This window comes from Chitinophaga sp. XS-30 (assembly GCF_008086345.1).
In the GTDB taxonomy this organism is placed as follows: domain Bacteria; phylum Bacteroidota; class Bacteroidia; order Chitinophagales; family Chitinophagaceae; genus Chitinophaga.
On record NZ_CP043006.1, the window covers coordinates 1,646,060 to 1,670,013 of the forward strand.

The following is a 23,954-nucleotide window of genomic DNA, read 5'->3' on the forward strand; positions in this document are numbered from 1 at the left end:
TATCATTTATTCAGTTTTCAAGGTTGCCATATGTTTTTTCCGTGTTGATTTTTAGTGAGGTGAAATATGTCGTCGGATGTCAGGTTACTAATATACCTAATTTCTGCCAGATGAGTTGCATGCCTGCATGCGATATAAAAATGTTGACCTTGTGGTGATCTGGGCCTGTGAATCCAACCCACGCAGGAGCGCTTACTAGGATATTTTATTCCTTGCCAACGTGAGGCTAGGAAAAAATACTGTACTTATTCTGCTAATGGCTACTATGTGGAAATTTTCAATGTAACTATTTGATTATACAAGGATCAGTAATGAAAAGACTGGAGGAAGGGGTAATAAGTCAACAAGGTCAATCAATGGGACAACTAATTGCCCAAAATGAAAAAGGTGCCGATTTTATCGACGCCTTCGCGAAAAAATCGTAGCCCGGACAAGAATCGAACTTGTATCTAAAGTTTAGGAAACTTCTATTCTATCCATTGAACTACCGGGCCATCCGCCATCAGCGGGACGGCAAAAATAAGCGTTTTTATGAAATTTCCTCAAAATTTATGCATAGATCCGCTCAATGACATCCCGGTACTTCTCCAGGATCACTTTGCGCTTCAGCTTCAATGTGGGCGTCATTTCCCCGCCTTCCACCGTCCACTCATGCGGCATCAGCTCGAATTTTTTTACCTGCTCAATATGGTTGAACGACTGGTTATACCGCTCCACCGCCTGTTTGTACAGGGCCTTGACTTTCGGGTCGTTCAGCGCGGGTTGCACATTGTTCTTCCTCGCCCAGTCTTCCAGGTTGCGGAAGTTGGGCACGATGAGTGCGCCGGCGAATTTACGGTCCGCGCCCACCACCATGATCTGCTCGATGTAAGGGGATTCCCGGAATTTGTTCTCGATGGGTTGCGGCGCCACGAACTTGCCGCCGGAGGTTTTGAACAGTTCTTTTTTACGGTCGGTGATCTTGAGGAATTTGTTATCCACCAGTACGCCGATGTCGCCGGTATGGAACCAGCCGTCTTTGATCGCATCGGCTGTGAGGTCCGGCCGCTTGTAATAGCCCATCGTCACATTGGGACCTTTGCAGAGGATCTCTCCGTCCTCCGCTATCTTCACTTCCACATTGCTGATCACCGGGCCAACGGTGCCGAACATACGGTCTTCTTTCTCCTTGCGGTTCACGCTGATCACCGGGGACGTTTCAGTGAGACCGTACCCTTCCAGGATGTTGATGCCTGCGGCCGTGAATATCTTCAGCAGCCTCACCTGGCAGGCGGCGGCGCCGGTAACGATGCATTGCAGATTGCCGCCCAGAGCCTCCCGCCATTTGCTGAAGATCAGCTTGTTCGCGAGCCTGAGCTGCATATTGTACCAGATACCCTGGTTTTTATTCAGCTCAAATTCCCGGGCAATGGCTACGGCGCGGAAGAACAGGGCGCGTTTGATGCCTTTCAGCTCCAGGCCCTTCTCCATGATCTTTTCATAGACTTTCTCCAGCAGCCGCGGCACTGTGGTAAAGATACCGGGTTTGACCTCGCGGAGGTTATCGGAGATCGTTTCCATGGCTTCGGCATAATAAACCGACACACCGGAAAGCAGGTAGATGTAGGTCACCATCCGCTCGAATATGTGATTGAGCGGCAGGAAGCTCAGCGCCCGCGCCTGTTCGTTCACCGGCAGGTATTCCTTGCAGGCGGTAACGTTGCTCATAATGTTCTCATGGGAGAGCATCACGCCTTTGGGTGTGCCGTTGGTGCCGGATGTATAAATGATGGTAGCCAGGTGTGCGGGCTGGATGCTGTCTTTGATGGCCTGTACTTTCTCCTCATCGCCGGGTTGCGCCAGCGCGGGTATCTCGCTCCAGTGCCTCACGCCGGGTATTTGGTCGAACGAATAGATATCCAGGCCGGCCATGTCTTTCACCTTGTTGTAAAGCTCTTCCCCCTGCACGAACAGTATCCGCGCTTCGGAATCCTGCAGCACATATGCCAGTTCGGCTTCGCTGATGGTGGGGTAGATGGGCACCAGTACGGCGCCGGTCTGCTGGCAGGCCAGGTCGGTCAATATCCATTCAGGGCGGTTGATGCTAATGATAGCGATCTTGTCCTGCCGCTCAATGGTCATATCGTTGCCGCTGATGCCCAGCTGCAGCAACCCTGCGGCGAACCTGCCGGTGATCTCCATGACTTCGGCGGTGCTGTAGGTGCGCCAGGCGCCGTTTTCTTTACCGGCCAGCATGTCCTGTTGGGGATAATGGCTGTGCTGATGTGTTACAACATCAAATAAGCGGGTGGGCAGTTGGTGCATGATGCAGTATTGAGGTGGCTACAAGCCCTGGCGTTCTTTCTCCTGCTGCAGTTTTTCGTACTCACGTATGGTATCGCCGTAGGGGTCTTTGTGGAATGCGTTGTAGTATTGGAAGGCCAGCGCCAGTCCCCATCCGAGCATGGGCCATACCGGCCAGGGCACTTCTCCGTGAGTGCCGGTCAGCAGCCAGATCGCCCATAAAGCGCCGTTGATGATCAGGTAGGTCATCAGGTGATTCCGGAAGTTGGCCCGGGCTTTTGCGCGGCGCCACAGCTGTTCGTCTCTTTGCTGGTTTGTTTCCATATAGCAGGTTTTTGGGAGCGGGAACGTTTTGTACAATATAGCAAAAAATCCGGATTTTCTATCGGGCCGTGATATCGAAACGGATATTCACAATGGAGTTGATGAGCTTGTCCTGCAACGATTTGTCGGCGCGGTAGGTCATTCCCCACAGTGTTCTGTCGATATTGAAATTCGCGGTGGCTTTCACTTTCCCGTTCTGCAGCACGATCCTGGCGGGGAAGGTGATATTCTTGGTGACGCTTTTCATGGTCAGGTTGCCTTTGATCATATGGGTGGCATCCTTCAGCAATACGCCTTTATCGGTCTCACTGGGGTGATAGGGACTGACACCGGTGATCTCGAAGCTGGCAACGGGGAACCGGGCGGCGTCAAAGAAATTTTCGCCGCGCAGTTCCTCTTCCAGTTTTGTGCGCATATCCGGTTGTGCTTCCAGGTCGGTATCCCGGAGGCTGTTGATGTCGATGGTGAACTGGCCGCCGGTTAAAATACTGTCTTTCGCAAACAGCTGTCCCTCCGTAAAACGGAAGGAGCCGCGATGCTCGCCGGTGGGTTTGGTGCCTATCCAGTACAGGGCACTGGCGGCGGTATCCAGCCGGTAAGTATGCTCATGTTCATCTGCCGGCTGTTGTACGGCCTGGGCTTCGGTCACTTCAGCTTTATCCGCTTTGGGTACCTGCTGACAGGCGGCGGCAAAAAACATGACAAGGAAAACAAGTACTTTATACTGCATAACGGGCGCGTTTTAATCCACATATGTTCTGTTCCCGACCCAGACGAACCTTTTCACGATGAATTCCTGGTTGGTAAAACTGGCATTCCCGGCCGGGTTGCCCCCGGTCACATGAAAGTCTGAGAACGCGGCATGCTGGTTCACCCAGATGAAGCCGGTAAAGTTGAAAGATACGGGGGTGAACACGCTGTTCATGACCGTAGCGATCTTTTCTTTCACGGTGTCATCCGTAGTATATGCGCCGCAGGTGATCGCGCCGTGCTGTGCGGCCATCCGGGAGGCCAGCAGCAGGGAGTGATCGGTATCTTTTGTTTTGATCAGGAGCACCACCGGGCCGAACAGCTCTTTTTCAAAGATGCCCTGATCTGCGGAACTGACTTCCAGTATCGTGGGAGAACAGGTCCTGGCTGAACCATATTCTTCATTCACAACCGGCGTGCCATTCAGCCATACTTTGCCGCCCAGTTGCCCGGCTGCATTCACGCGTTGCAGGGTGGCTTCGTTCTGGATGGCCCCCAGGGTACCGGCGCCCATTTTCGGATTGTTCACCAGCGCGGTTACGGCATCCCTGAACTTTGCGGCTACTTCGTTAAAGCTGATCTTCCCTTCCGGTGTGCTGATGCCCGATTCCGGGATAAAGAAATTCTGCGGGGCGGTGCACATCTGCCCGGAGTAAAGGCTGACCGAAAAGGCCAGGTTCTGCAGCACGGCATCGATATCTTTCACGGAATCGAGGATAACGGAGTTCACCCCCGCTTTCTCCGAAAATACGGTTTTGCCTTTTGCGGCAAGGGATTCCACATAATTGCCAAAGGAGCTGCCGCCGGTATAGTCGATCAGCGCGATCTGCGGATGTTCGCAGAGTTCCTTCGTGATCAGGTGGTCGCTGCTGTCTGCCGCCAATTGGCAGAGGTAAGGGTCCTGCCCGTTCTCTTCCAGCACTTCCTGTATGGCGGCAATGGCGATGGCGATGGGCAATACGGCTTTGGGATGCGGCTTGACGATCACGGGATTGCCGGTGATCATGTCCGCATACATGCCTGGTAAGGAATTCCACACCGGGAAGGTGGAGCAGCCGATAACGAGACCGGGCCCTTTGGGTACGGTGCGGAAGGATTTTTCCAGTTTGATGCTGAATTTGCCCATCGGTTTTTCCCACTGCAGTTTTTCCGGGAAATGCCGGAGCTGCTGATATCCCATGGCAATGGCTTCCAGTGCACGGTCGTTCGCATGGGGGCCGCTGGCCTGGAAGCTCATCATAAAGCTCTGACCGGTGGTGTGCATGGTGGCATGGGCGATCTCGAAGAAATGCCCGCTGATCCTTTCCAGCGTTTCCGTGAGGATGCCCGCGCGGTCTGCCGCGGATAATGCAGCCCAGCGGTCGCCGGCGCGCCTGGCGGCTTTCACCAGTTCTTCCGTGGCGGTAACGGGATAAGTGATGCCCAGCGGCTCCAGGGTGTAGGGAGATACTTCCTCCCCGGCCCGGCCTTCGGATACATGCTGTTTCAGCCGGGTAAAGGGTTGGTTCAGCAGGCTTTTGAAGGCCGCTTCGCCCTTTGCGGGCGCATCTTCACCGTAAGCTTTGGGATGTTCGGGGTACTGGGCGTAAAATGTCCTTTCGTGGTTGGCTTTTACCGCGTTGTCAATAATGTTTTGGTGTTTTGTGATCAGCATAATCTATGGTTTAGGATATTGTTGTTATGCCTCCGTAAAAATGCAGCCGGCCTATTTGATGACCGCCAGCTTGCCCGTATTGTAGAACTCGTCCTGCCGCAGTTTCAGGGGATGATTCCGCTGCCAGGCAGTGAAAGCATCGTAATTGGTCTTGTGCAGGGTGGTCCATGCCTTGTACTCCGCCGGGTTGGCAACCGGACCGAACATCCAGTGGTTATATGCCTCGAACATGCCGTCTTTCAGCAGCCTGCGCTGGAAATCGAACAGCGCATACGGATATTTCATGCCGTAGAAATTGTACCAGTCCAGCAGGAACCTGGTGCGCAGCATGATCAGCGATTCCGGTTCTATGCCGGTGGCGATCACGCTGACCTGTTTGGCCATGATACTTTTATAGGCATCCATGAAGCCGGTTTCGGAAGATTTTTTGCCTTTTTTGTCTGATGGTTCACCGGGGATGGAATTGAAGATGGCCGGATCATCGAACAGTTTTTTATAACATTCTATAACGATGCTCCTTACCTCCGCGGTGCGGGTGGTATAACTTTCCAGGTTGATGAATGTTTCGCCGTAGAGGATGGCCCAGATGGGCTCATTGGTCCACAGGTAGCTGCGGGCGGCGTGGTAGTAGTTGCCGGGGAAATTGGGATCTACTTCAATGCCCTTCACCCATTGGCGCAATGCGCCGTCGAAATTCTTCATATTCTGCAGCAGATCACCGTAGTCGTTATGCAGCTCCCCGCTTTTCGGGAATCTTTTCAGGCCGCGGATATAGAGCTTTTCGGCCCCTTTCCAGTCCTGCTTGCCCTGGTAGATGTTCCCGGCGATCTGGTAGAGATGGATATCCGCATCCTTTTTATCTACCAGCGGGGATACCACGGCGTATGCGCGGTTGATGTCGCCCTTCAGGTAGTATGCAAATGCCAGGTCCCTTTTCAGTTCAATATCGTCCGGAGCGGTCTGGATCGCCTGGTTCAGCACAAGTATCGCATTGGCATAGTCGCCGCTGCGCAGGAAAGTGCGCGCAGTGTTCTGCAGATCGGTGTTATCCTGCGCCGCCGCCCATTGCAGCAGGGTAAGCATACCAGCCAGCACAAGGGACCATCGTTTAGTTACCTTTTGCCATTCCATCGTTCAATGCGTTTTTTGTAAATGTAAGAAAAAAGCGTTGACCCCGGAGCAAGGCGGGGCCAACGTTTCAGATGAGTTTAGTTTCAGATCAGGTGGGTCAGCAGCCCGTCACGCAGCTTGGGCTCAAACCAGGTGGATTTGGGGGGCATGACGTTCCCGCTGTCCGCAATGTCGAACAATTGCTGGATCGTTACGGGGTACAGGGCGAAGGCTACTTTCATCTCGCCGCCGTCCACTCTTTTTACCAGTTCGCCCAGTCCGCGGATGCCGCCAACGAAGTCGATACGCCTGTCCGTCCGCGGGTCTTTGATGCCCAGCAGCTTGTCCAGCACATTATTTTGCAGGATGGTCACATCCAGGATGCCGATGGGATCGGTGGTATAAGTGCCTTCCCGCGCCACGAGGCGGTACCAGGTCCCTTCCAGGTACATGCTGAATTCATGCATCATGGATGGCCGCTGTTCATGGTGGCCCACGGCTTCAACAGTAAAATCATACTCCAGGCTGGAGATGAATTCCTCTTTGCTGAGGCCGTTCAGGTCTTTTACCAGGCGGTTATAGTCCAGTATCACCAGCTGGCTGGCCGGGAAAATGGTGGTCAGGAAATAGTTCAGGTTGGCGCCGCTGTGAATATCTTCTCCCGAAGCTTTCTGCACCAGCGCGGCGGAGGCGGCGCGGTGATGGCCGTCGGCAATGTAGGTAGCCGGAACCTTTTCTTCGAACAGCCGGGATATCTCATCGCCTGCGCCGGCTTCGTCCACTACCCAGATCGTGTGGGAAATGCCGTCTTCCGCCGTGAAATCGTACACGGGAGCATGCTGTTGCTGCCATTGGTCGATGATGGTGTTCAATTCAGGCACATCATCATAAGCGAGGAACACGTTCCCCGTTTGCGCGCGGGTGGCGGTAATGTGATTGATACGGTCCAGCTCTTTATCCGGGCGGGTGAATTCGTGTTTTTTGATGATGCCGTTGTTATAGTCATCGATCGATGACGCACATACCAGGCCTGTCTGGGAACGGCCGTCCATCACCAGTTTATAGATATAGTAACAGGGCGTCTCTTCATGGAACAGTGTGCCGCTTTCCCGCAGCTGCTGCAGATTTTCGGCGGCTTTGGCATACACTTCATCGCTGTGTACGTCCGTACCTTCCGGCAGATCGATCTCGGATTTTGATACGTGATAGAAGGAGTGCGGGTTACCGGCAGCTTCTGCGGCTGCTTCTCTGGAATTCAGTACATCGTAAGGCTTCGCGGCTACCTGTTTTGCCAGGGCCGGCTGTGGACGTAATGCGCGGAACGGTTTGATGATTGCCATGATCGTATAGTTTCAGTTAAGAGGCGTAAAAATAGTAAAACGAGCGGGGTATAAAGAAAAGTAGGGGTTAAAATGTGAAAAGCAACCTGGGGGGAGGGGAACTGCTGAACGGGAAACACAGGCCTGCGGTAAAATAAGAGAGGGTGCGCCTTGTGACGCACCCTCGTATATAATATTTTGTTATGTTATGCTTTCTTGAGTGAGAAGAATTTCATGGCTTCCACCATTACTTCCACACTTTCCAAAGGCAGCGCATTGTACAGGGATGCCCGGAAACCGCCGGACAGGCGATGGCCTTTGATGCCAACGATATCTTCTTTCTTGCAGAATTTCAGGAATTCTTCTTCCAGCTCCGGTTTGTCTATCGTAAAGGTAACGTTCATCCGGCTGCGGTCTTCTTTCACTACATTTCCGCGGAACAGCGGGTTATGGTCGATCTCGTCGTACAGGAGCGCGGCTTTTTTATTGTTGATCTTTTCGATAGCGGCTACGCCACCCTGGCCTTTCAGCCAGCGGAGGGTGAGCATGGTGATGTACACGGCGAATACCGGCGGTGTGTTCAGCATGGAGCCGTTTTCGATATGCAGCCGGTAATCCAGTATGGAGGGGATCTTGCGGGTCACCTTGCCCAGCATGCTCTTCCTTACGGCTACCATGGTGGCGCCCGCGGCGCCCATGTTCTTCTGCACGCCGGCATAGATCAGGGCAAAGCGGTTAAAATCCATCTGGCGGCTGAGTATATCGGAACTCATATCGGCGATCAATGGCACATCTGTATCCGGTATCGTTTGCCACTGTGTACCATAAATGGTGTTATTGGTGGTGATATGCAGGTATTTGGCTTGCTGGGGTACCGTAAACTGCTTCGGGATGTGATGGTAATTCGTTTCTTTGGAGCTGGCAATAACATCTACATAACCAAACTGTTTGGCCTCCTTGATGGCTTTGTTGGACCACACGCCGGTGTCAATATAGGCAGCTGTTTCACCGCTGTCCAGCAGATTCATCGGGACCTGCATGAATTCGGTGGTAGCGCCTCCGTGAAGGAACAGCACTTCAAAGTCGTCATCCAGTTGCATAAGCTCCCGGGTGAGACTGCGCGCTTCTTCCATCACGGCGGTGAATTGCTCCGTGCGGTGTCCTATTTCGAGGATGGACATTCCCGTGCCGTCAAAGTCAATCAGCGCTTTGCTGGCTTTGTACAGCACTTCGTTTGGTAATACAGAAGGACCTGCATTAAAGTTGTGCACCTTCATGTTGCGATCTAAATTGAATACGTTTTCTTGTTCCACTTTCTATGGTTTTTCGAAGGAATTTGGTAAAAAATCGCGGTTGCAATGTAAAACCGGAAGGATTGGTCAGTGAGGACAGGTTAAAAGACAGATAGAGGGACAAATATAATCCTTCTTTGTCAATTCTTAAAATTCTTAATGTTCCCTCCCAAATATTTTCCCCTGCTGCCAGAGACTGTCCATCTGCCGTAATGCTTCCTGTTCCTGTACTGTGGGCGATCCCGGCGCCAATGTGGCCAGGGACGGCTGCCCGGCGTCCGCCCAGGCGGTGTACCAGCAGGCTGCCACGGCAGCGATGGAACCCCGCATGCGGCGCTCCACCATATCGCCCAGCAAGGCCTGGTAGGCCCGGGTATATTCCGAGGAATAATTCCTGACCAGTACCCCTTTCCGTATCTCGTAGGCATACCGCCGGTCTGCCGGGAAACTCAGGCTCAGCTGCTTTTCCAGCCACAACACGGTATCCGACGCCCTGGCGCTTTCCCCGATCACCTGCCAGGCAAATGCCCGGAAGTCCCGGATGTAGGCCGCGCGGCCGGTCCAGTAATCAAACCGGCTGTCCGCCAGCAGCTCCGGGATGCGCGATTCCCACAGCCCGTGGATCCCGTGCTGCCCCGTGAATTGCCCGTTGTGGTTGGAGCAGGCATGCAGCGGCACATGCGCATCGGCCATGTAATGCCCCAGCTCGGCCGATAACCGCAGGATACGCGGCCCGTCGCCCGCCAGAAATGCCTTTGTGAGCTGTGCCATCATCCGTTCCAGGTGCCAGGGCAGCATGCCGTAGCGCTGCAGCGTGTCCGCGGTGAACTTTTCCACCGCCTGCGGCCAGGTGCGCGGGATGTTGAGGAAGCCGTAATGGTCCACATCCAGGTAATGCCTCGGGCCCTCTTCCGGTATCATATACCGTCTCTTGTCAGGCGCGGTGGACTGCTGCATGATGTACTCGATATGCGGTTTGTACAACACCATCATTTCCGGCGGAAGGGAGAACACGGCCAGCCGGTTGATCCGTTCATGCCCGAAGAATCCCCAGGCCCGGGATGGCGAACGTAAAAGAAAGAGCGCTGCCAGCACTAATGCTGCGGTTTTGAACAATGGATGCATCGGTAAAAATTATGGATGCAAATTCGGATTTATTTCAGCAGTTTGATCATGCCGTTTGATGTATCGCATTCATTTCGGATGACTGCAGATCATCGGCCTGGTTCAACCGGTTGCGCCGGCATTTCCGTGATATGTGTCACCCCGCCGGACACCGCGAATTTCATGGCCTCACCGGCGGAAATATTGGTCAGCGGCCGCACTTTTTCCTGCCGCACAATGAACACCTTGCCCGTGATCGCATAGGCATGCGGCACATACACCGCCAGGAAACCCTCCAGTCCCAGGCTTTTCACATCTTTCTGGGTAATGAACCCCATCTCCCAGACATCCTCCCCGTACACATTCACCAGCACCGGATGATCGAACTTCTTCTTTTCCCCCACAAAGGCATCGAAAACATCCTTCACCGAGGAATAAATATATTTAATAAAAGGTGTGCGCTCCAGGATATGATCGAACATATCTATCAACCGCCCGACGATGAAGGAGGAACTCACGTAGCCGACAAATATGATGAGTATCAATACGATAGCAAATCCCACCCCCTGGTAGCGCAGGAAATTCATCGGGTGATTGGTGGGGATCAGGTCCCGCGGCAGCAGGTTGTCGATCGTGATAAAGCCCCAGTACAGCGTAAACGCCGTGATGCCGATCGGGGCCAGGATCAGCAGACCCTGGAAGAAGTAGCGCAGTATCCGGGAGACCAGCACCTTGAATCGCAGTTTTGGAGACATATATAGACAGGATATTGAGCGCTAAAGGTACGGAATACAGGGCTTTTACTGCCGGTTACCCCCAAAAGTGATGACGAACCGCATTTATCATAAAATTCAAAAAATAACTACTGGAAACTTTGGCGGTTTAAATAGTTTCCATAGTTTTGACCCTGTATTAAAATAGCTAATGGAAGTACAAGAGCGAATCCTGGACACGGCGTTTCACCTTTTCCGCCAGTATGGCACCCGTTCCATCACGATGGACGATATTGCCGTACGGATGGGTATATCCAAAAAGACCCTGTACGCGCATTTTGCGGATAAAAGCGATCTGGTGATGAATGTGATGGACCGGCACCTGAAGCTGATGCAGGCACAATGCATCGAAAGCAGGACGCAGGCAAAGGATGCTGTGGAGGAATTGTTCCTGGTGATGAAAATGCTGGAGGAAAGGCTGCGGAATATGAACCCCGTGGCCATGATGGACCTCCAGAAATTCCATGCGAAGGCCTTCCGGCTATTTGAGGACCACAAGAATGTGTTCATGCTGGACATGGTCCGGCAGAACCTGCAGCGCGGCATTGAGGAGGGATTATTCCGGCCGGACCTGGAGCTGGATATCCTGGCGCATTTCCGTACGGCTTCGGCCATGTTCTGCTTCCAGCCCGAACTGTTCCCCATGAACGGTTATGATATGACGAAAGTGCAGCGGGTGCTCCTGGAACATTTTCTTTACGGCGTAGCCACACTGAAAGGATATAAAGAGATAGAAAAATACAAAAACGAAAGATTACCCTAAATAAATACTGAGAATTATGCACTTTAAATGGAAGCTCATCGCTCTCACGGGCACGATGATGCAATTTTTAACCTACGCTTATGCTCAGCAGCAACCGGATCCCGGAACGACCATGCGGTTTTCGGCAAAGCAGGCGGTGGATTATGCACTGGCAAACCAGTACGCCGTCCGTAATGCGAGACTGGACGAGCTGAAGCAGCTGGCCATCAACAAAGAAGTGAGCGGCCTTGCGCTGCCGCAGGTTTCTGCATCCGGTACGTTCCAGGACAACCCGATCATTCAGAAACAATTGCTGGATGCGTCCAACTTCGACACTTCCGCTCCCAAAGGCACGCTCGTTCCCTTCGAATTCGGCCTGAAATACAATGCTCTCGGTACCGTGAACGTCAACCAGGTGCTGTTCGACCCCAGCGTGCTGGTGGCGCTGCAAGCCAGGAAAACACTGGAAGAACTGGCCCACAGAGGGATCAAAAAAGCCGAAGTGGATGTAAAAGCAGAAGTCTATAAAGCCTATTATAATGTTGTGGCGGCGGATAAAGCCCTGTCCATTCTCCAGGAGAACATCACGCGCATGCGCAAATCCCTGGACGAAACCCGGGAGATCTACAAGAACGGACTGGTAGAGAAACTGGATGTGGACAGGCTCGTTGTGCAGATGAATAACCTCACCACCCAGGAAGTAAGCCTGCGGAATCTTCGTGATGTGGGCATAGCCGCCCTGAAATACCAGATGGGCATGCCCATTAAACAACCGCTGGAACTGACGGATACCCTCAGCACCGATGAGATCAAATCCGTACTGGTAGAAAACGAATCCTTTGTGTACCAGAGCCGCGTGGAATACATGCTGCTCGAATCGCAGAAGAAAGCGAACGAGTATAACCTGAAACGGTATAAGCTGCAGGCGCTGCCTACACTGTCCGCTTTTGGCACCGGCGGCATATCCCGGCAAAGCAACCAGTTCGATTATTTCCAGTCTGAATTATGGTATGGCTATACCTCATGGGGCCTCAATCTTTCCATTCCCATCTTCTCCGGCATGCAACGCAGAAGGAAAGTGGACCAGGCATGGATAGACGTGAAGAAATCGGAACTGGACCTGGAGAATATGCGGAATGTCATCGATCTGGACCAGGTACAATCAGCCACCACGCTGCGCAACAATATCAAAACACTGGAAAGCCAGGAAGAAAATATGCAGCTGGCGCAGGAAGTGATGCGGATGACGGACATCAAATACAAGGAAGGTGTTGGCTCCAGCCTGGAAGTGATCACCGCGGAAACTTCCCTGCTCACCGCACAGAACAACTATTTCTCGGCACTGTTCGAGGCTATGGTATCCCGTATTGATTATCTTAAAGCATACGGCAAACTCTAATCATCAACTATTACATCTGCCTAAATCCATCATATCATGACCAGAAAATATTTCACGCTTCCATTGATCACTTTAATCCTGGCTGCCTGCGGCGGTGAGGGCGGCAACAAGGCTGAGCAGCTGCAGAAGCTGAAACAGGAGAAAACCGCACTGGACCAGAAGATCACAGCGCTGGAAAAAGAACTGAAAGCCGGTGATTCTTCCGTGAAAATGAAAACCGTGACCATTGCCCCGCTGGAGACGACAACTTTTGAACATTATCTCGATATACAGGGCCAGGTTGACGCCCGGGAGAACGTAAATGTTTCCCCCCAGCAACCGGGCATCATCAAATCCATCCTCGTGCGGGAAGGCCAGCAGGTCTCCAAAGGCCAAACGCTCGCCCAGCTGGATAACCAGGTGCTGCGGGCCAGCATTGCGGAACTGCAGACAAGGATAGACCTGGCCAAGATCATGTACGAAAAGCAGGAGAATCTCTGGAAACAGCAGATCGGTTCCGAAGTGCAGTACCTCAATGCTAAAAACCAGTACGAAAGCCTGCTGAAAAGCAAGAAAACGATGGAAGAACAGGCAGACCTGACCCGTATCACCTCTCCCATCAACGGTACTGTGGATGCCGTGATCGCCAAACTGGGCGACAATGCCGCTCCGGGAATGCCTGCATTCCGCGTGGTGAACAGCACCAACCTCCGGGTAGTGGCCAATATCGCAGAATCCTTTGGCGGCCGCGTAAAAACGGGAGATGAAGTGATCCTGTCCTTCCCGGATATCAATAAAGAGATCCGCACCCGCATCGGCTTCGCTTCCAAAGTAATTGATCCGCTAAGCCGTACCATCAATGTGGAAATACCGCTGAAGGCCGACAAGGATATCCGCCCGAACATGATCGTCCGGCTGCGCATTGTGGATTATAAGGCAAATGATGCCATCGTTATACCGGTAAGCGTGATACAGTACTCCATGGGAAAACCGTATGTGCTGACCGTAAAAGGCCAGGGCAAAGAATTGCAGGCCGTAAGGAAGAATATTGAAATGGGGCGTACCTATAATGATAAAGCAGAGGTGAAGTCCGGCCTTACCGCCGGTGAAAGGATCATTACAACCGGCTTCCAGGGACTGAACAACGACGATTACGTGAAATTGTAAATGGCGTAGTGCAACCCAATTAAAAAATTACCCAATGAAGGACTTAGAAAAAGAATTTAAACCTACCAGTTGGTCGATCGATAACAAGGTGAGCATCTATGTGATCACCATTATCATCTCCATTGCAGGTATCTTATCCTATCAGGCGCTGCCCAAGGAACAGTTCCCGGAAGTAGTATTCCCGCAATTCTATATCAGCACAGTGTACGACGGCACTTCCCCGGAAGACATGGAAACGCTGATCACCAAGCCCATCGAGAAAAAGCTGAAATCCATCTCCGGCGTAAAGAAAATATCCAGCAGTTCCGTACAGGATTACTCCGCGATCAATATTGAATTCGATGCGGACCAGGATATTGAAGCGGCCCGGCAGGAAGTGCGTGAAAAAGTGGATGAGGCCAAAAGCGAACTGCCCTCGGACCTGGAGGATGATCCGCAGATCATCAAGATAGATGTGTCCCAGATCCCCATCATGAACGTGAACCTGAGCGGTGATTTCGACCTGCAGACCCTGAAAAAGTATGCGGATGATATGCAGGACCGTATTGAATCGCTGAACGAGATCACCCGTGTGGATATTGTGGGCGCACTCGAAAGAGAGATACAGATCAACCTGGACAAATACAAGATGGAAGCGGCCCGGGTGAGCTTTGAAGATGTGATCGGCGCCGTAGCTAACGAGAACAGGACCGTGACCGGTGGTCTCGTGTCCATGAACGGACAGAAACGTACACTCAGTGTGAAAGGGGAATATAAAGACCCCCTGAAGATCCGCGACATCGTGATCCGCAGCGCTTCCGGCTCCGTGGTGTATCTCCGCGATATCGCGGAAGTAGTGGACGGCTTTGAAGAACAGGAAAGTTATGCCCGCCTGGATGGTAAAAGCGTGATCACCCTGAACGTGATCAAACGAAGCGGTCAGAACCTGATCGATGCGTCAGACAAGATATTCAAGATCGTGGATGAAATGAAGGAAAGTACCCTTCCCAAAGGGCTTGATGTGACCATCACGGCAGACCAGTCCGAATCCACCCGCGTTACCCTGCACGATCTGATCAATACCATTATCATCGGGTTTATTCTCGTAACCTTTGTGTTGATGTTCTTCATGGGCGCCGTAAACGCGATCTTCGTGGCCGCATCTGTGCCCATCTCCATGTTCATTGCCTTCATCATCATGCCCGGGCTCGGTTTTACCCTGAATATGATGGTGCTCTTCTCCTTCCTGCTCGCATTGGGTATTGTGGTGGATGATGCCATTGTGGTGATCGAGAACGTGCATCGTATCTTCTATGAACGGAAGGACCTGGGGATCGTGAAAGCCGCGAAAATAGCGGCTGGCGAAGTATTCATGCCGGTGCTCTCCGGTACATTGACGGTGCTGGCGCCTTTCGTGCCGCTGCTGTTCTGGCCGGGCATCATCGGTAGCTTCATGTACTTCCTGCCAATGACCCTCATCGTTACCCTGCTGGCCTCGCTGTTTGTGGCATACATCATCAACCCGGTGTTTGCGGTGGACTTTATGGACCGCCATGAAGGAGAGAACCATCCCAAACCGAAGTTTGACAGGAAGTTCAAAGTGCTCACCGCAGTTTTCTTCTTCGTTGCGCTTATCGGTTATATGAGCAGCTTCGGTGTAGGCAACTTCGTGGTATGCATTTACCTGCTCATTGTACTGGAACGCTTCTGGCTGGGCGGTGTGGCGCGCAAGTTCCAGAATGGTTTCTGGCCGCGCGTGCAGAACAGGTACCGCCGCATCCTGAGCTGGTGCATCGTGGGATGGCGCCCGGTGAAAATATTGTTCGCTACCTTCGGGCTGCTGTTGTTCAGTATTATGATCACCGGTCTCCGCAACCCGAAAGTGGTGTTCTTCCCGCAGGCAGATCCCAACTTCATCTACGCATACATTGAACTGCCTATCGGTACAGATCAGAAATATACAGACTCCATCACCAATATCATCGAGCAACGCATCACCAAGGTAGTGGACGGGAAAAATAACCCGCTCGTGAAATCCATTATCTCGAACGTAGCCGTTGGCGCAGGCGATCCTTCCCAGATGGACCTCAGCGTGCAGCCAAATAAAGGCAAGGTGACCGTAGCATTCGTGGAGTTCGCCAAACGTGACGGGCAGTCTACCGTAGAGTATCTGGACAAGATCCGTGATGCGGTAAAAGGTGTGCCTGGCGCAGACATCACCGTAGAGCAGGAACAAGGCGGGCCTCCCACCGGCAAACCGATCAACATCGAAATTTCCGGAGATGAGTTCGAACTGCTGGCTACTACATCCGAACGCATCAAACGTTACCTGGACAGCCTGCAGATAGGTGGGGTAGAAGAACTGAAGAGCGATTTCCAGAGCAATAAACCGGAGATCATCGTCAACATAGACCGGGAAAGGGCCAACAGGGAAGGGATATCCACCGTGCAGATCCAGAACGCTATCAGGATAGCGCAGTACGGCGTAGAAGCGTCCAAATTCCGTGATCCGGAAGATGATTATCCCATCAGGGTAAGGCTGAAGGAAGATCAGCGCAACAACATCAACACGCTGATGAACCTGCAGATCACTTACCGGGATATGAACATGGGCGGACAGATACGCCAGGTGCCTTTGAGCGCCGTAGCGGATATCGAATACTCCAACACCTACGCCGGCATCAAACACATTGATGAAAAACGCGTAGTGACCTTATATTCCAACATCCTCACCGGTTACAACGCCAATGAGGTAGTAGCCGCCATCACCCAGGCAGTACAGGAATTCAGCCCGCCGGACGGCATCACCGTAAAAATGACCGGTGAGCAGGAAGACCAGCTGGAGACCATGAACTTCCTGTTGATGGCAATGCTGGGAGCAGTAGGCCTGATCTTCATGATCATGGTAGCACAGTTCAATTCCGTTGGCCGTGCGCTGGTGATCTTCCTGGAGATACTGTTCAGTATCATTGGCGTGTTCCTGGGCTTTGCGATATTTGGTATGGACATCTCTATTGTAATGACCGGTGTAGGTATCATGGCGCTGGCCGGTATCGTGGCACGTAACGGTATTGTACTGGTAGAGTTTACAGACCTGCTCGTGCAGCAGGGCGTACATATCAACGAAGCCGTTGTAGAAGCCGGCAGAACACGTATGACGCCGGTATTGCTCACCGCCATCGCAGCCATCCTTGGCCTGATACCGCTGGCCGTAGGGTTGAATATCGACTTCGCGGCGCTGTTCTCCGAATTCAATCCGCATATATTCTTTGGAGGTGATAACGTAGCCTTCTGGGGACCGCTGGCATGGACCATGGTATTTGGCCTCGTGTTCGCCACCTTCCTCACCCTGATCCTCGTACCCGTGATGTATGCCATGAACAAACGTGTGATAGATGTACTGGATCATTACAAGCTGCCCCGCGGACTGAAATATGTTCCGTTCCTGGTGCTGATCCTGAAGATCTTTTTGAAAAAAGAAACCATCAGGAAAATGCACGACCCGGAATATGAGTCGCCCCGCCCTTACAACTTCTTCAACGGTCATGCCGACGAAGCAGACAAGGAGCAGGCGAAACAGGCGAAGGGAGTAGCCATTCATTAAGAACTGTTTTTTCTATAGTTATAATCAGAGCAAACAGTGTAACAGTTGTAGGTTAACAAATGCCGTCCCGAATCTTCGGGACGGTTTTTTTATGCCGGCTGCCGGTGAAACGATGCGCCCAGGGCGAAGGACTGGGAGGATGCGCAACCGGCTGCGGAAGCGTTTACGGGGAACCTTTCCGCGCCGCGTTTATTTTCCGGGAAGCCCCGGTAGCGGAGTTTGAACATGCCGGAAATTGGATTATTTTTCAGTATGAAATATTCACTTGCCTTTTTGCTCTCTTTATTGTTGTGCGGCGCAACCGTAGCCTTTGCTCGCCAGCAGGACACTACCCGTTATACCGATGCCCGCGAACTGCTGATCATCGGCAAGGCCCTGCCCACAAACCCCGTATGGGTGCGGTGGGACAGCAGCCAGTCCATTCCCATGACGCCGGCAGTCAAATCCCTGGCGAGGCACAGCGCCGGTATAGCTGTGTTATTTGAGACCAATTCCACTTATCTCCGGGTAAAATGGTCCGTTGCACAGCGGAAGTTCTACAACAATATCACACCCATTGCCCACAGCGGGCTGGATCTGTATGCCATGGAGAACGGGCGCTGGCAGTTCGTGAACACCGCACGGCCGGGGGACCGGGAAACCAGTTTCGCTTATCCGGTTGTCAGTAATATGGATGGCGCTACCCGTCAATACATGCTGTACCTTCCGATCTACAATGAACTGACATCGCTGGAGATCGGCGTATCGCCGCAGGCCATGTTGGCCAAACCAGTAAAACCCGGTATTGATACCACCCGGCGCATTGTTATTTATGGCTCCAGTATTCTGCAGGGCGCGTCCGCCAGCCGTGCGGGCATGACCTATCCGTCTATTATCAGCAGGCGTACAAGCTGGGAAATGGTCAATCTCGGTTTCAGCGGCAACGGCAAAATGGAATTTCCGGTAGCGGAACTGCTGGCCACCATGCCGGCAGCTGTTTTTGTGCTGGACTGCATCCCGAATCCCACACCCGCGGAGATCCGCGAACGCGCTTATCCTTTTATCAAACATCTGCTGGACAAACGTCCCGAAGTACCGGTATTGCTTGTGGAAACATCCAACCGGGAAACAGGCTTTTTTGACAGGAAGATCGGCGATGTGGTGCGGGAGAAAAACCGGCTCATCCGTGAAGTGTATGAGCAGTTGCGCAAGGAGGGATACAAGCAGTTGCATTACCTGCGCGGGGCAGACCTGATAGGGCATGACCACGAGGGAACGATCGATGGAACGCACAACACGGATATCGGCTTTATGCGGCAGGCTGAAGTAATCTTGCCCGTACTCAAAAAGCTGATGAAATAACAAATTTCGTAACTTGCTTTTCATAAGATGAACCTATGCTTAAAAATCATGAGATCGACTACCGCATACACGGTGAGGAGATGCAGATCGTAGAAATAGAACTGGACCCGCAGGAAAGTGCCGTAGCGGAAAGCGGCAGTTTTATGATGATGGACGGAGAGATCAGGATGGAAACCCTCTTTGGCGATGGCTCCGGCCGTCAGCAGGGGATCTTCGGCAAACTGATGTCCGCCGGCAAGCGCCTGATCACCGGTGAAAGCCTTTTTATCACCGCGTTCACGAACGTCGGGCAGGGCAAGAAACGGGTGAGTTTTGCCGCTCCCTATCCCGGCAAGATCATTCCGATGGATTTATCCTTATTAGGCGGAAAGATCGTCTGCCAGAAAGATGCATTCCTTTGCGCGGCGCGCGGCGTGAATGTGGGCATTGAATTCCAGCGCCGCCTGGGCACCGGTATCTTTGGCGGGGAAGGCTTCATTATGCAAAAGCTGGAAGGCGATGGCCTGGCTTTCGTTCACGCCGGCGGCCTGGTGGTGGAAAAGGAACTGCAGCCCGGGGAATTGTTGAAAGTGGATACCGGTTGTGTAGTAGCATATACACAGCAGATAGATTTTGATATAGAGTTTATCCGGGGGATCCGCAATATGGTATTCGGTGGGGAGGGGCTGTTCTTCGCCGTGCTGAGAGGGCCGGGCAAGGTATGGCTGCAAAGCCTGCCGATCAGCCGGCTGGCGAGCCGGGTACTGGCATACGGCACCGGGCCCCGGAAAGAGGAAGGCAGTATCCTTGGCGGGCTGGGAAATTTGCTGGATGGGGATGGCAGATAACGAAATTATTGATTTGCAGATATTTAGTTGCCGGATTGCTGAAATTTATATTTGTTCCCCGCAGTCCGGCAGCAACTTAAACAAGTAGTTTTGTAAAAAAAGATGGCCATTTATCCTTTTTTTGCAAATTATTAACGAACAGAATGCTAGTATTGTCTTAATATTGCCCGGAGGCTTGACCAGATACACCAGATTATTTGTATATTACAATCAGGAAAAGCGGCTGGCACTGTGTGGGTGTCACTGCAAGTAAAACAGATGTGATATCTTTTTTTTAGGATCCAAAAAAGCTGACGCAGATAGAAAGTAGACCCTGGTGCTATGAATAAGAAATGAAAACTTACTCATGTTAATTTCAGGTGAATCCAAGGCAAAAATAATGTAAAAACCAGGTTTTCTAATGGTAGCCCTGAGAGCATTCCAACAGCGCAATTGTAACTGGCATGTGGAGGTTTCAGGATGATATCCGGTTAACCAATTACCTTAAGTTCCTGTCGAAAAGTTCCTGTCGAAGCGGCGAAGGGAATAATTTTTAAATTTTCCGCAAAAAAATTGTAATGCAGACGGCACTCAATTATCTTTGCTGTCCGAGAAAAAACAGATAGAGAAAGTTAAATTTTTATTGAAACGGAAGCCGGTATTCTTGTAAAAAATATAACAGATTTGTCCCGACGTTATGCGGGTGACCGGCACCCTAGTAATATAAACCTAAACAAGTAGGTGAATTTCATTTTTATGAAATCATTGAAAAATTGCTTCAAACGCTTAATCAAGTAAGATGAATTTTGAGAGAAACGAACGCCCCCGAAAGTATTCTCCTGGCTACAACAGAGATCAGCAAGAACCCAACCAAGACCAGGAAGGTGGTGAATTCAAGAAACCCGAATTTGGCAAAGACGGAGAAAGACCTTACACTCCCCGTAGTGAAGGCGGTTACACTCCCCGCGAAGGTGGTTATACCCCGCGTGAAGGAGGTTATACGCCCCGCCGGGAAGGAGGTTATACCCCCCGTGGAGAAGGCTATACTCCCAGAGGAGGAGATGGCAATTTTAACCGTGAAGGAACATACAACCGCGAAGGCGGCGGCTATCCCCCCCGTAATGAGGGTGGTGGATACCGCGACCGTGATGGCGGCGGTGGTTACAATCGTGATCGTGACGGCGGCGGCTATAACCGCGACCGTGGCGAAGGCGGTGGTGGCTACGGCGGCGGTTACGACCGTGGCGGCGGTGGTTATGACCGTGGTGGCGGCGGGTACAACCGCGGCGGCGGCGGATATGATCGCGGCGGCGGTGGTGGTGGCTACGACCGTGGCGGTGGTGGCGGTTACGATCGCGGTGGCGGTGGTGGCTATGGCGGCGGCGGCGGATACAACCGTGGCGGCGGTGGTGGTTACGATCGCGGCGGTGGCGGCGGCGGTTATGACCGTGGCGGCGGCGGTGGATACAACCGTGGCGGTGGCGGCGGTGGATATAATCGCGGCGGCGGCGGTGGTGGCTTCAACCGCGGTGGCGGTGGAGGCGGCTTCAACCGTGGCGGCGGCGGACAAGGCCGTGGCCAGGGTGGTCCCAGAAATTTCAACCGTCCTCCCAAAGTAGATAACAAGATCTATTTTATCGCTTTGCTGCCCACAGCTGAAGTAGGTAAAGAGATCATCAAGATAAAACAGGACTTCGCGGAACAATATGGTCCCACTTACGCACTGAAAGTATTACCGCACATCACCCTGCAGGTACCTTTCACCGCAGACCCGAGCCTCGAAAGAGCATTCTGTGAGGAACTGACGGAATTTGCCAAGACGCAGGCGCCATTTGAAGTGTCCCTGAACGGCTTCGGCACCTTCCCGAACAAACAGAACCGCGTACTGTTCATCAACGTGGAGAAAAGCGAAACCATGAGCGCCATGCATCGCCAGCTGATCAATTTCCTCCGGAAAGAATTCGGCTTCAGCACTATGCTTGCCCGTACAGGCTTCACTCCGCACGTAACCGTTGCCTTCAAAGACCTCGACGACGCACAGTTCGAAAAGGCATGGCCGGAATACGAAAACAAAGAATATACCGCTACTTTCAAAGTCAACAACCTCTACTTCCTGCGCCATAACGGCAAGTCATGGGAAGTACTGCAGAAATGCAAACTGGGCGGCGCCTGAGAAAGAAACGATGGTAAATAACAGATTCCGGATCTTGCAAAAGGTCCGGAATTTTTTTTGCAGATATCGTTCCCGCTGACTGGTGTGCATGTTCTTTATATTTTTTGTTATTTTACGCCATCGTGATCAACCATGCCTGGCTGTAGCCCTGCCTGCTTGACATTCAATCCGGATCAACCATTATCTTGTAGTACTATATGCAGGACCCGTCGCTTATTGAAAAGAATATATTGCTTCTTGTTGCGGAAGGGGACAGGGCGGCTTTTAACAGCCTCCTGCATACATGCTGGAACAAAGTTTATACCCTGTCACTCACCTACCTCCGGTCTGTGGAAGATGCACAGGAGATCACACAGGACGTTTTTCTGAAAGTCTGGCAATCCCGCAGCCAGTTGCCTGCCATCCGGAATTTTGACGGATGGTTGTTTGTGCTGACCCGCAATGAAGTGCTCTCTGAACTGCGTAAAAAGAAAGTACGCCCGGTTATTTCCGCAGAACCGGGAGAAAGGGAGGAAGATACCATTCTGCCGGATCACCCGCTGATCTATAAAGAAGCCAGTGCCTTTATTGCAAAGGGAATAGCAGCGTTGCCGCCCATGCGTAAGAAAGTGTTTATGCTTAGCAGGATGGAGGGGAAAAGTTATGAAGAGATCGCCACGCTGCTGCAGATATCCCGCAATGGCGTGAAGGACCATATCGTAAAGGCCCTGCATTTTCTCCGCAATTACCTGCATGAACATGAGGGTGATGTATTGTTGCTGATCCTGCTGTTCATGCAGCATATGAAAAGTTGACCCCCCTCAAAAAATAATGCTGCCCGGAACTACCCTCCCGCTTTTTTTATGCGTCTCTATTAATAGTGCCAACATCTATGCTATGAGCGAAACGCGATTCAGCGCCTTACTGGAATTATATGTTACCGGCCGTTTGTCGGCAGCCGATAAAGCGGAATTCTTTCAAATGCTGCACAGTGGCCATTATGACGAGCAACTGGAGCAAATAATGGAAGAGGACTGGCGTACCGGCCGTTATGAGGAGGAAGAGAACCAGCTCCTGCGCTCCCTGATTGCCGAAAAAGTAAACTTCCGGATCGACAGCGAGCTTGCTGACAAGAAAGCCGTTCGCCCGCGTATATCATGGCTGCAAAGCCCCTGGCTGCGATATGCAGCGGTACTTGCATTGTTGCTGAGCATCGGCGCATACTTCTGGCTGCAACAGCGGCCTGCGGGAAATACTGCCGTGGCGGACGTAGCCCCTGGCGGCACAAAAGCCATACTCACCCTGCAGGACGGTTCCGCCATTCCGCTGGATAGTACCGGCCGGCAAAGCATCCGGCAGGGCCGGAGCACGGTACTGCAACAAGGAGGGCAACTGCAATATGATGTACAGGGGAAAGCAGATGTGATCCTGCATAATACGCTGACAACTCCCCGTGGCGGACAGTTCAGGATCATACTGCCCGATGGCAGTAAAGTTTGGCTGAACGCAGCTTCCTCCATTCGTTATCCTACTGCATTTGCCGGAAAAGAGCGGCTGGTGGAAGTTTCAGGAGAAGTATATTTTGAAATAGCCCCGGACGCGCAAATGCCTTTTGTGGTAAAAATGCAGCAGGGCAACCGCGTGGAAGTATTGGGCACACATTTTAACCTGAACGCATATACGGACGAACCTGCTATACAAACAACACTGCTGGAAGGCGCCGTGCGTGTGAGCAATGCCACCGGCAATGCGGTGTTGTCGCCCGGCCAGCAGGCGCTGGTATCGCCGGATAACAGCATCCGGGTTGTACCGCACAGGAATGCGGCGCAGGTAGTGGCCTGGAAGGACGGGCTTTTCAATTTCGAAGGCGCCACGCTGGAAGACGTTATGCGCCAGCTCGCACGCTGGTACGACATCGATATTGTATATGAGAAGGGAATACCGCCCATTGGCTTTGGCGGAAAGATAGAAAGGGACCTTACACTGACGGGGGTATTGAAGGTGCTGCAAACAGCAGGGGTACATTTCAGGCTGGAGGGGAAACGGCTCGTTGTAATGCCGTAATATTTTAAAGCGACAACAACCAATCATAAGGGTTTATCAAGAAAAAACCGCTCCGGCGTAGGACCCGGAACGGCGAATAGCTGATAGATCCTGTAAACAACCAAGTTCAATG

Annotated in this window: 19 protein-coding genes and 1 tRNA gene; 9 read left to right on the forward strand and 11 right to left on the reverse strand. The window is 52.2% G+C overall.

Annotation, left to right across the window (positions count from 1 at the left end):
- Positions 1–422 precede the first annotated feature (422 nt).
- The 10 genes from FW415_RS06955 to FW415_RS07000 all read right to left on the reverse strand — a co-directional run bounded on the left by FW415_RS06955 (position 423) and on the right by FW415_RS07000 (position 10,591).
- Positions 423–494 (reverse strand) — tRNA-Arg (locus FW415_RS06955).
- A gap of 55 nt (positions 495–549) precedes the next feature.
- Positions 550–2,304, reverse strand: a complete 1,755-nt coding sequence (locus FW415_RS06960) for a long-chain fatty acid--CoA ligase (RefSeq protein WP_148383550.1) — start codon at positions 2,302–2,304, stop codon at positions 550–552.
- 18 nt (positions 2,305–2,322) lie between these two features.
- The gene (locus FW415_RS06965) at positions 2,323–2,607 is read right to left on the reverse strand and encodes a 2TM domain-containing protein (protein ID WP_148383551.1); all 285 of its coding nucleotides are present in this window, start codon (positions 2,605–2,607) and stop codon (positions 2,323–2,325) included.
- 58 nt (positions 2,608–2,665) lie between these two features.
- The gene (locus FW415_RS06970; RefSeq protein ID WP_148383552.1) at positions 2,666–3,337 is read right to left on the reverse strand and encodes a YceI family protein; all 672 of its coding nucleotides are present in this window, start codon (positions 3,335–3,337) and stop codon (positions 2,666–2,668) included.
- Between the two features lie 12 nt (positions 3,338–3,349).
- Positions 3,350–5,011, reverse strand: a complete 1,662-nt coding sequence (gene paaN, locus FW415_RS06975; RefSeq protein WP_148383553.1) for a phenylacetic acid degradation protein PaaN — start codon at positions 5,009–5,011, stop codon at positions 3,350–3,352.
- Between the two features lie 51 nt (positions 5,012–5,062).
- A complete protein-coding gene (locus tag FW415_RS06980) occupies positions 5,063–6,142 on the reverse strand; it encodes a lipopolysaccharide assembly protein LapB (protein WP_148383554.1) in 1,080 nt (359 codons plus the stop codon).
- 83 nt (positions 6,143–6,225) lie between these two features.
- Positions 6,226–7,461, reverse strand: coding sequence for a DUF1015 domain-containing protein (locus FW415_RS06985; protein WP_148383555.1), 1,236 nt, complete (start codon positions 7,459–7,461; stop codon positions 6,226–6,228).
- A 185-nt stretch (positions 7,462–7,646) separates the two neighbouring features.
- Positions 7,647–8,753 (reverse strand): 3-phosphoserine/phosphohydroxythreonine transaminase, encoded by a 1,107-nt coding sequence (gene serC / locus FW415_RS06990; protein WP_246858955.1) that lies wholly within the window; start codon positions 8,751–8,753, stop codon positions 7,647–7,649.
- A gap of 135 nt (positions 8,754–8,888) precedes the next feature.
- The gene (locus FW415_RS06995; RefSeq protein WP_246858958.1) at positions 8,889–9,857 is read right to left on the reverse strand and encodes a zinc dependent phospholipase C family protein; all 969 of its coding nucleotides are present in this window, start codon (positions 9,855–9,857) and stop codon (positions 8,889–8,891) included.
- An 89-nt stretch (positions 9,858–9,946) separates the two neighbouring features.
- A complete protein-coding gene (locus FW415_RS07000) occupies positions 9,947–10,591 on the reverse strand; it encodes a DUF502 domain-containing protein (protein WP_148383556.1) in 645 nt (214 codons plus the stop codon).
- 169 nt (positions 10,592–10,760) lie between these two features.
- Here FW415_RS07000 and FW415_RS07005 point away from each other — a divergent pair, with 169 nt between their 5' ends.
- From FW415_RS07005 to FW415_RS07020, 4 genes are read left to right on the forward strand one after another with little or no spacing between them, the layout of a single operon-like run.
- The gene (locus tag FW415_RS07005) at positions 10,761–11,372 is read left to right on the forward strand and encodes a TetR/AcrR family transcriptional regulator (RefSeq protein ID WP_148383557.1); all 612 of its coding nucleotides are present in this window, start codon (positions 10,761–10,763) and stop codon (positions 11,370–11,372) included.
- A gap of 16 nt (positions 11,373–11,388) precedes the next feature.
- Positions 11,389–12,750, forward strand: a complete 1,362-nt coding sequence (locus FW415_RS07010; RefSeq protein ID WP_148383558.1) for a TolC family protein — start codon at positions 11,389–11,391, stop codon at positions 12,748–12,750.
- 36 nt (positions 12,751–12,786) lie between these two features.
- The gene (locus tag FW415_RS07015; RefSeq protein WP_148383559.1) at positions 12,787–13,896 is read left to right on the forward strand and encodes an efflux RND transporter periplasmic adaptor subunit; all 1,110 of its coding nucleotides are present in this window, start codon (positions 12,787–12,789) and stop codon (positions 13,894–13,896) included.
- A 34-nt stretch (positions 13,897–13,930) separates the two neighbouring features.
- The gene (locus FW415_RS07020) at positions 13,931–17,479 is read left to right on the forward strand and encodes an efflux RND transporter permease subunit (protein WP_148383560.1); all 3,549 of its coding nucleotides are present in this window, start codon (positions 13,931–13,933) and stop codon (positions 17,477–17,479) included.
- Positions 17,480–17,568: 89 nt separating this feature from the next.
- Here FW415_RS07020 and FW415_RS24920 read toward each other — a convergent pair whose 3' ends face one another.
- Positions 17,569–17,706, reverse strand: a complete 138-nt coding sequence (locus FW415_RS24920) for a hypothetical protein (RefSeq protein ID WP_168208705.1) — start codon at positions 17,704–17,706, stop codon at positions 17,569–17,571.
- 25 nt (positions 17,707–17,731) lie between these two features.
- On the opposite strand from FW415_RS24920, the gene FW415_RS07025 reads away from it, so the two are divergent.
- The 5 genes from FW415_RS07025 (at position 17,732) to FW415_RS07045 (ending at position 23,842) form a co-directional block, all read left to right on the forward strand.
- Positions 17,732–18,820: an SGNH/GDSL hydrolase family protein gene (locus FW415_RS07025; protein WP_168208706.1), complete on the forward strand. Its 1,089-nt coding sequence runs from the start codon at positions 17,732–17,734 to the stop codon at positions 18,818–18,820.
- A gap of 35 nt (positions 18,821–18,855) precedes the next feature.
- The gene (locus FW415_RS07030; RefSeq protein ID WP_148383562.1) at positions 18,856–19,647 is read left to right on the forward strand and encodes a TIGR00266 family protein; all 792 of its coding nucleotides are present in this window, start codon (positions 18,856–18,858) and stop codon (positions 19,645–19,647) included.
- A gap of 778 nt (positions 19,648–20,425) precedes the next feature.
- On the forward strand, positions 20,426–21,799 hold the full coding sequence (locus FW415_RS25520) for a 2'-5' RNA ligase family protein (protein ID WP_256378906.1): 1,374 nt from the start codon (positions 20,426–20,428) through the stop codon (positions 21,797–21,799).
- A gap of 197 nt (positions 21,800–21,996) precedes the next feature.
- Positions 21,997–22,593 (forward strand): RNA polymerase sigma factor, encoded by a 597-nt coding sequence (locus tag FW415_RS07040; protein ID WP_148383563.1) that lies wholly within the window; start codon positions 21,997–21,999, stop codon positions 22,591–22,593.
- An 82-nt stretch (positions 22,594–22,675) separates the two neighbouring features.
- Positions 22,676–23,842 carry a FecR family protein gene (locus FW415_RS07045; protein ID WP_168208707.1) on the forward strand — a complete coding sequence of 389 codons (1,167 nt, stop codon included), beginning with the start codon at positions 22,676–22,678 and terminating at the stop codon, positions 23,840–23,842.
- Positions 23,843–23,954 lie beyond the last annotated feature (112 nt).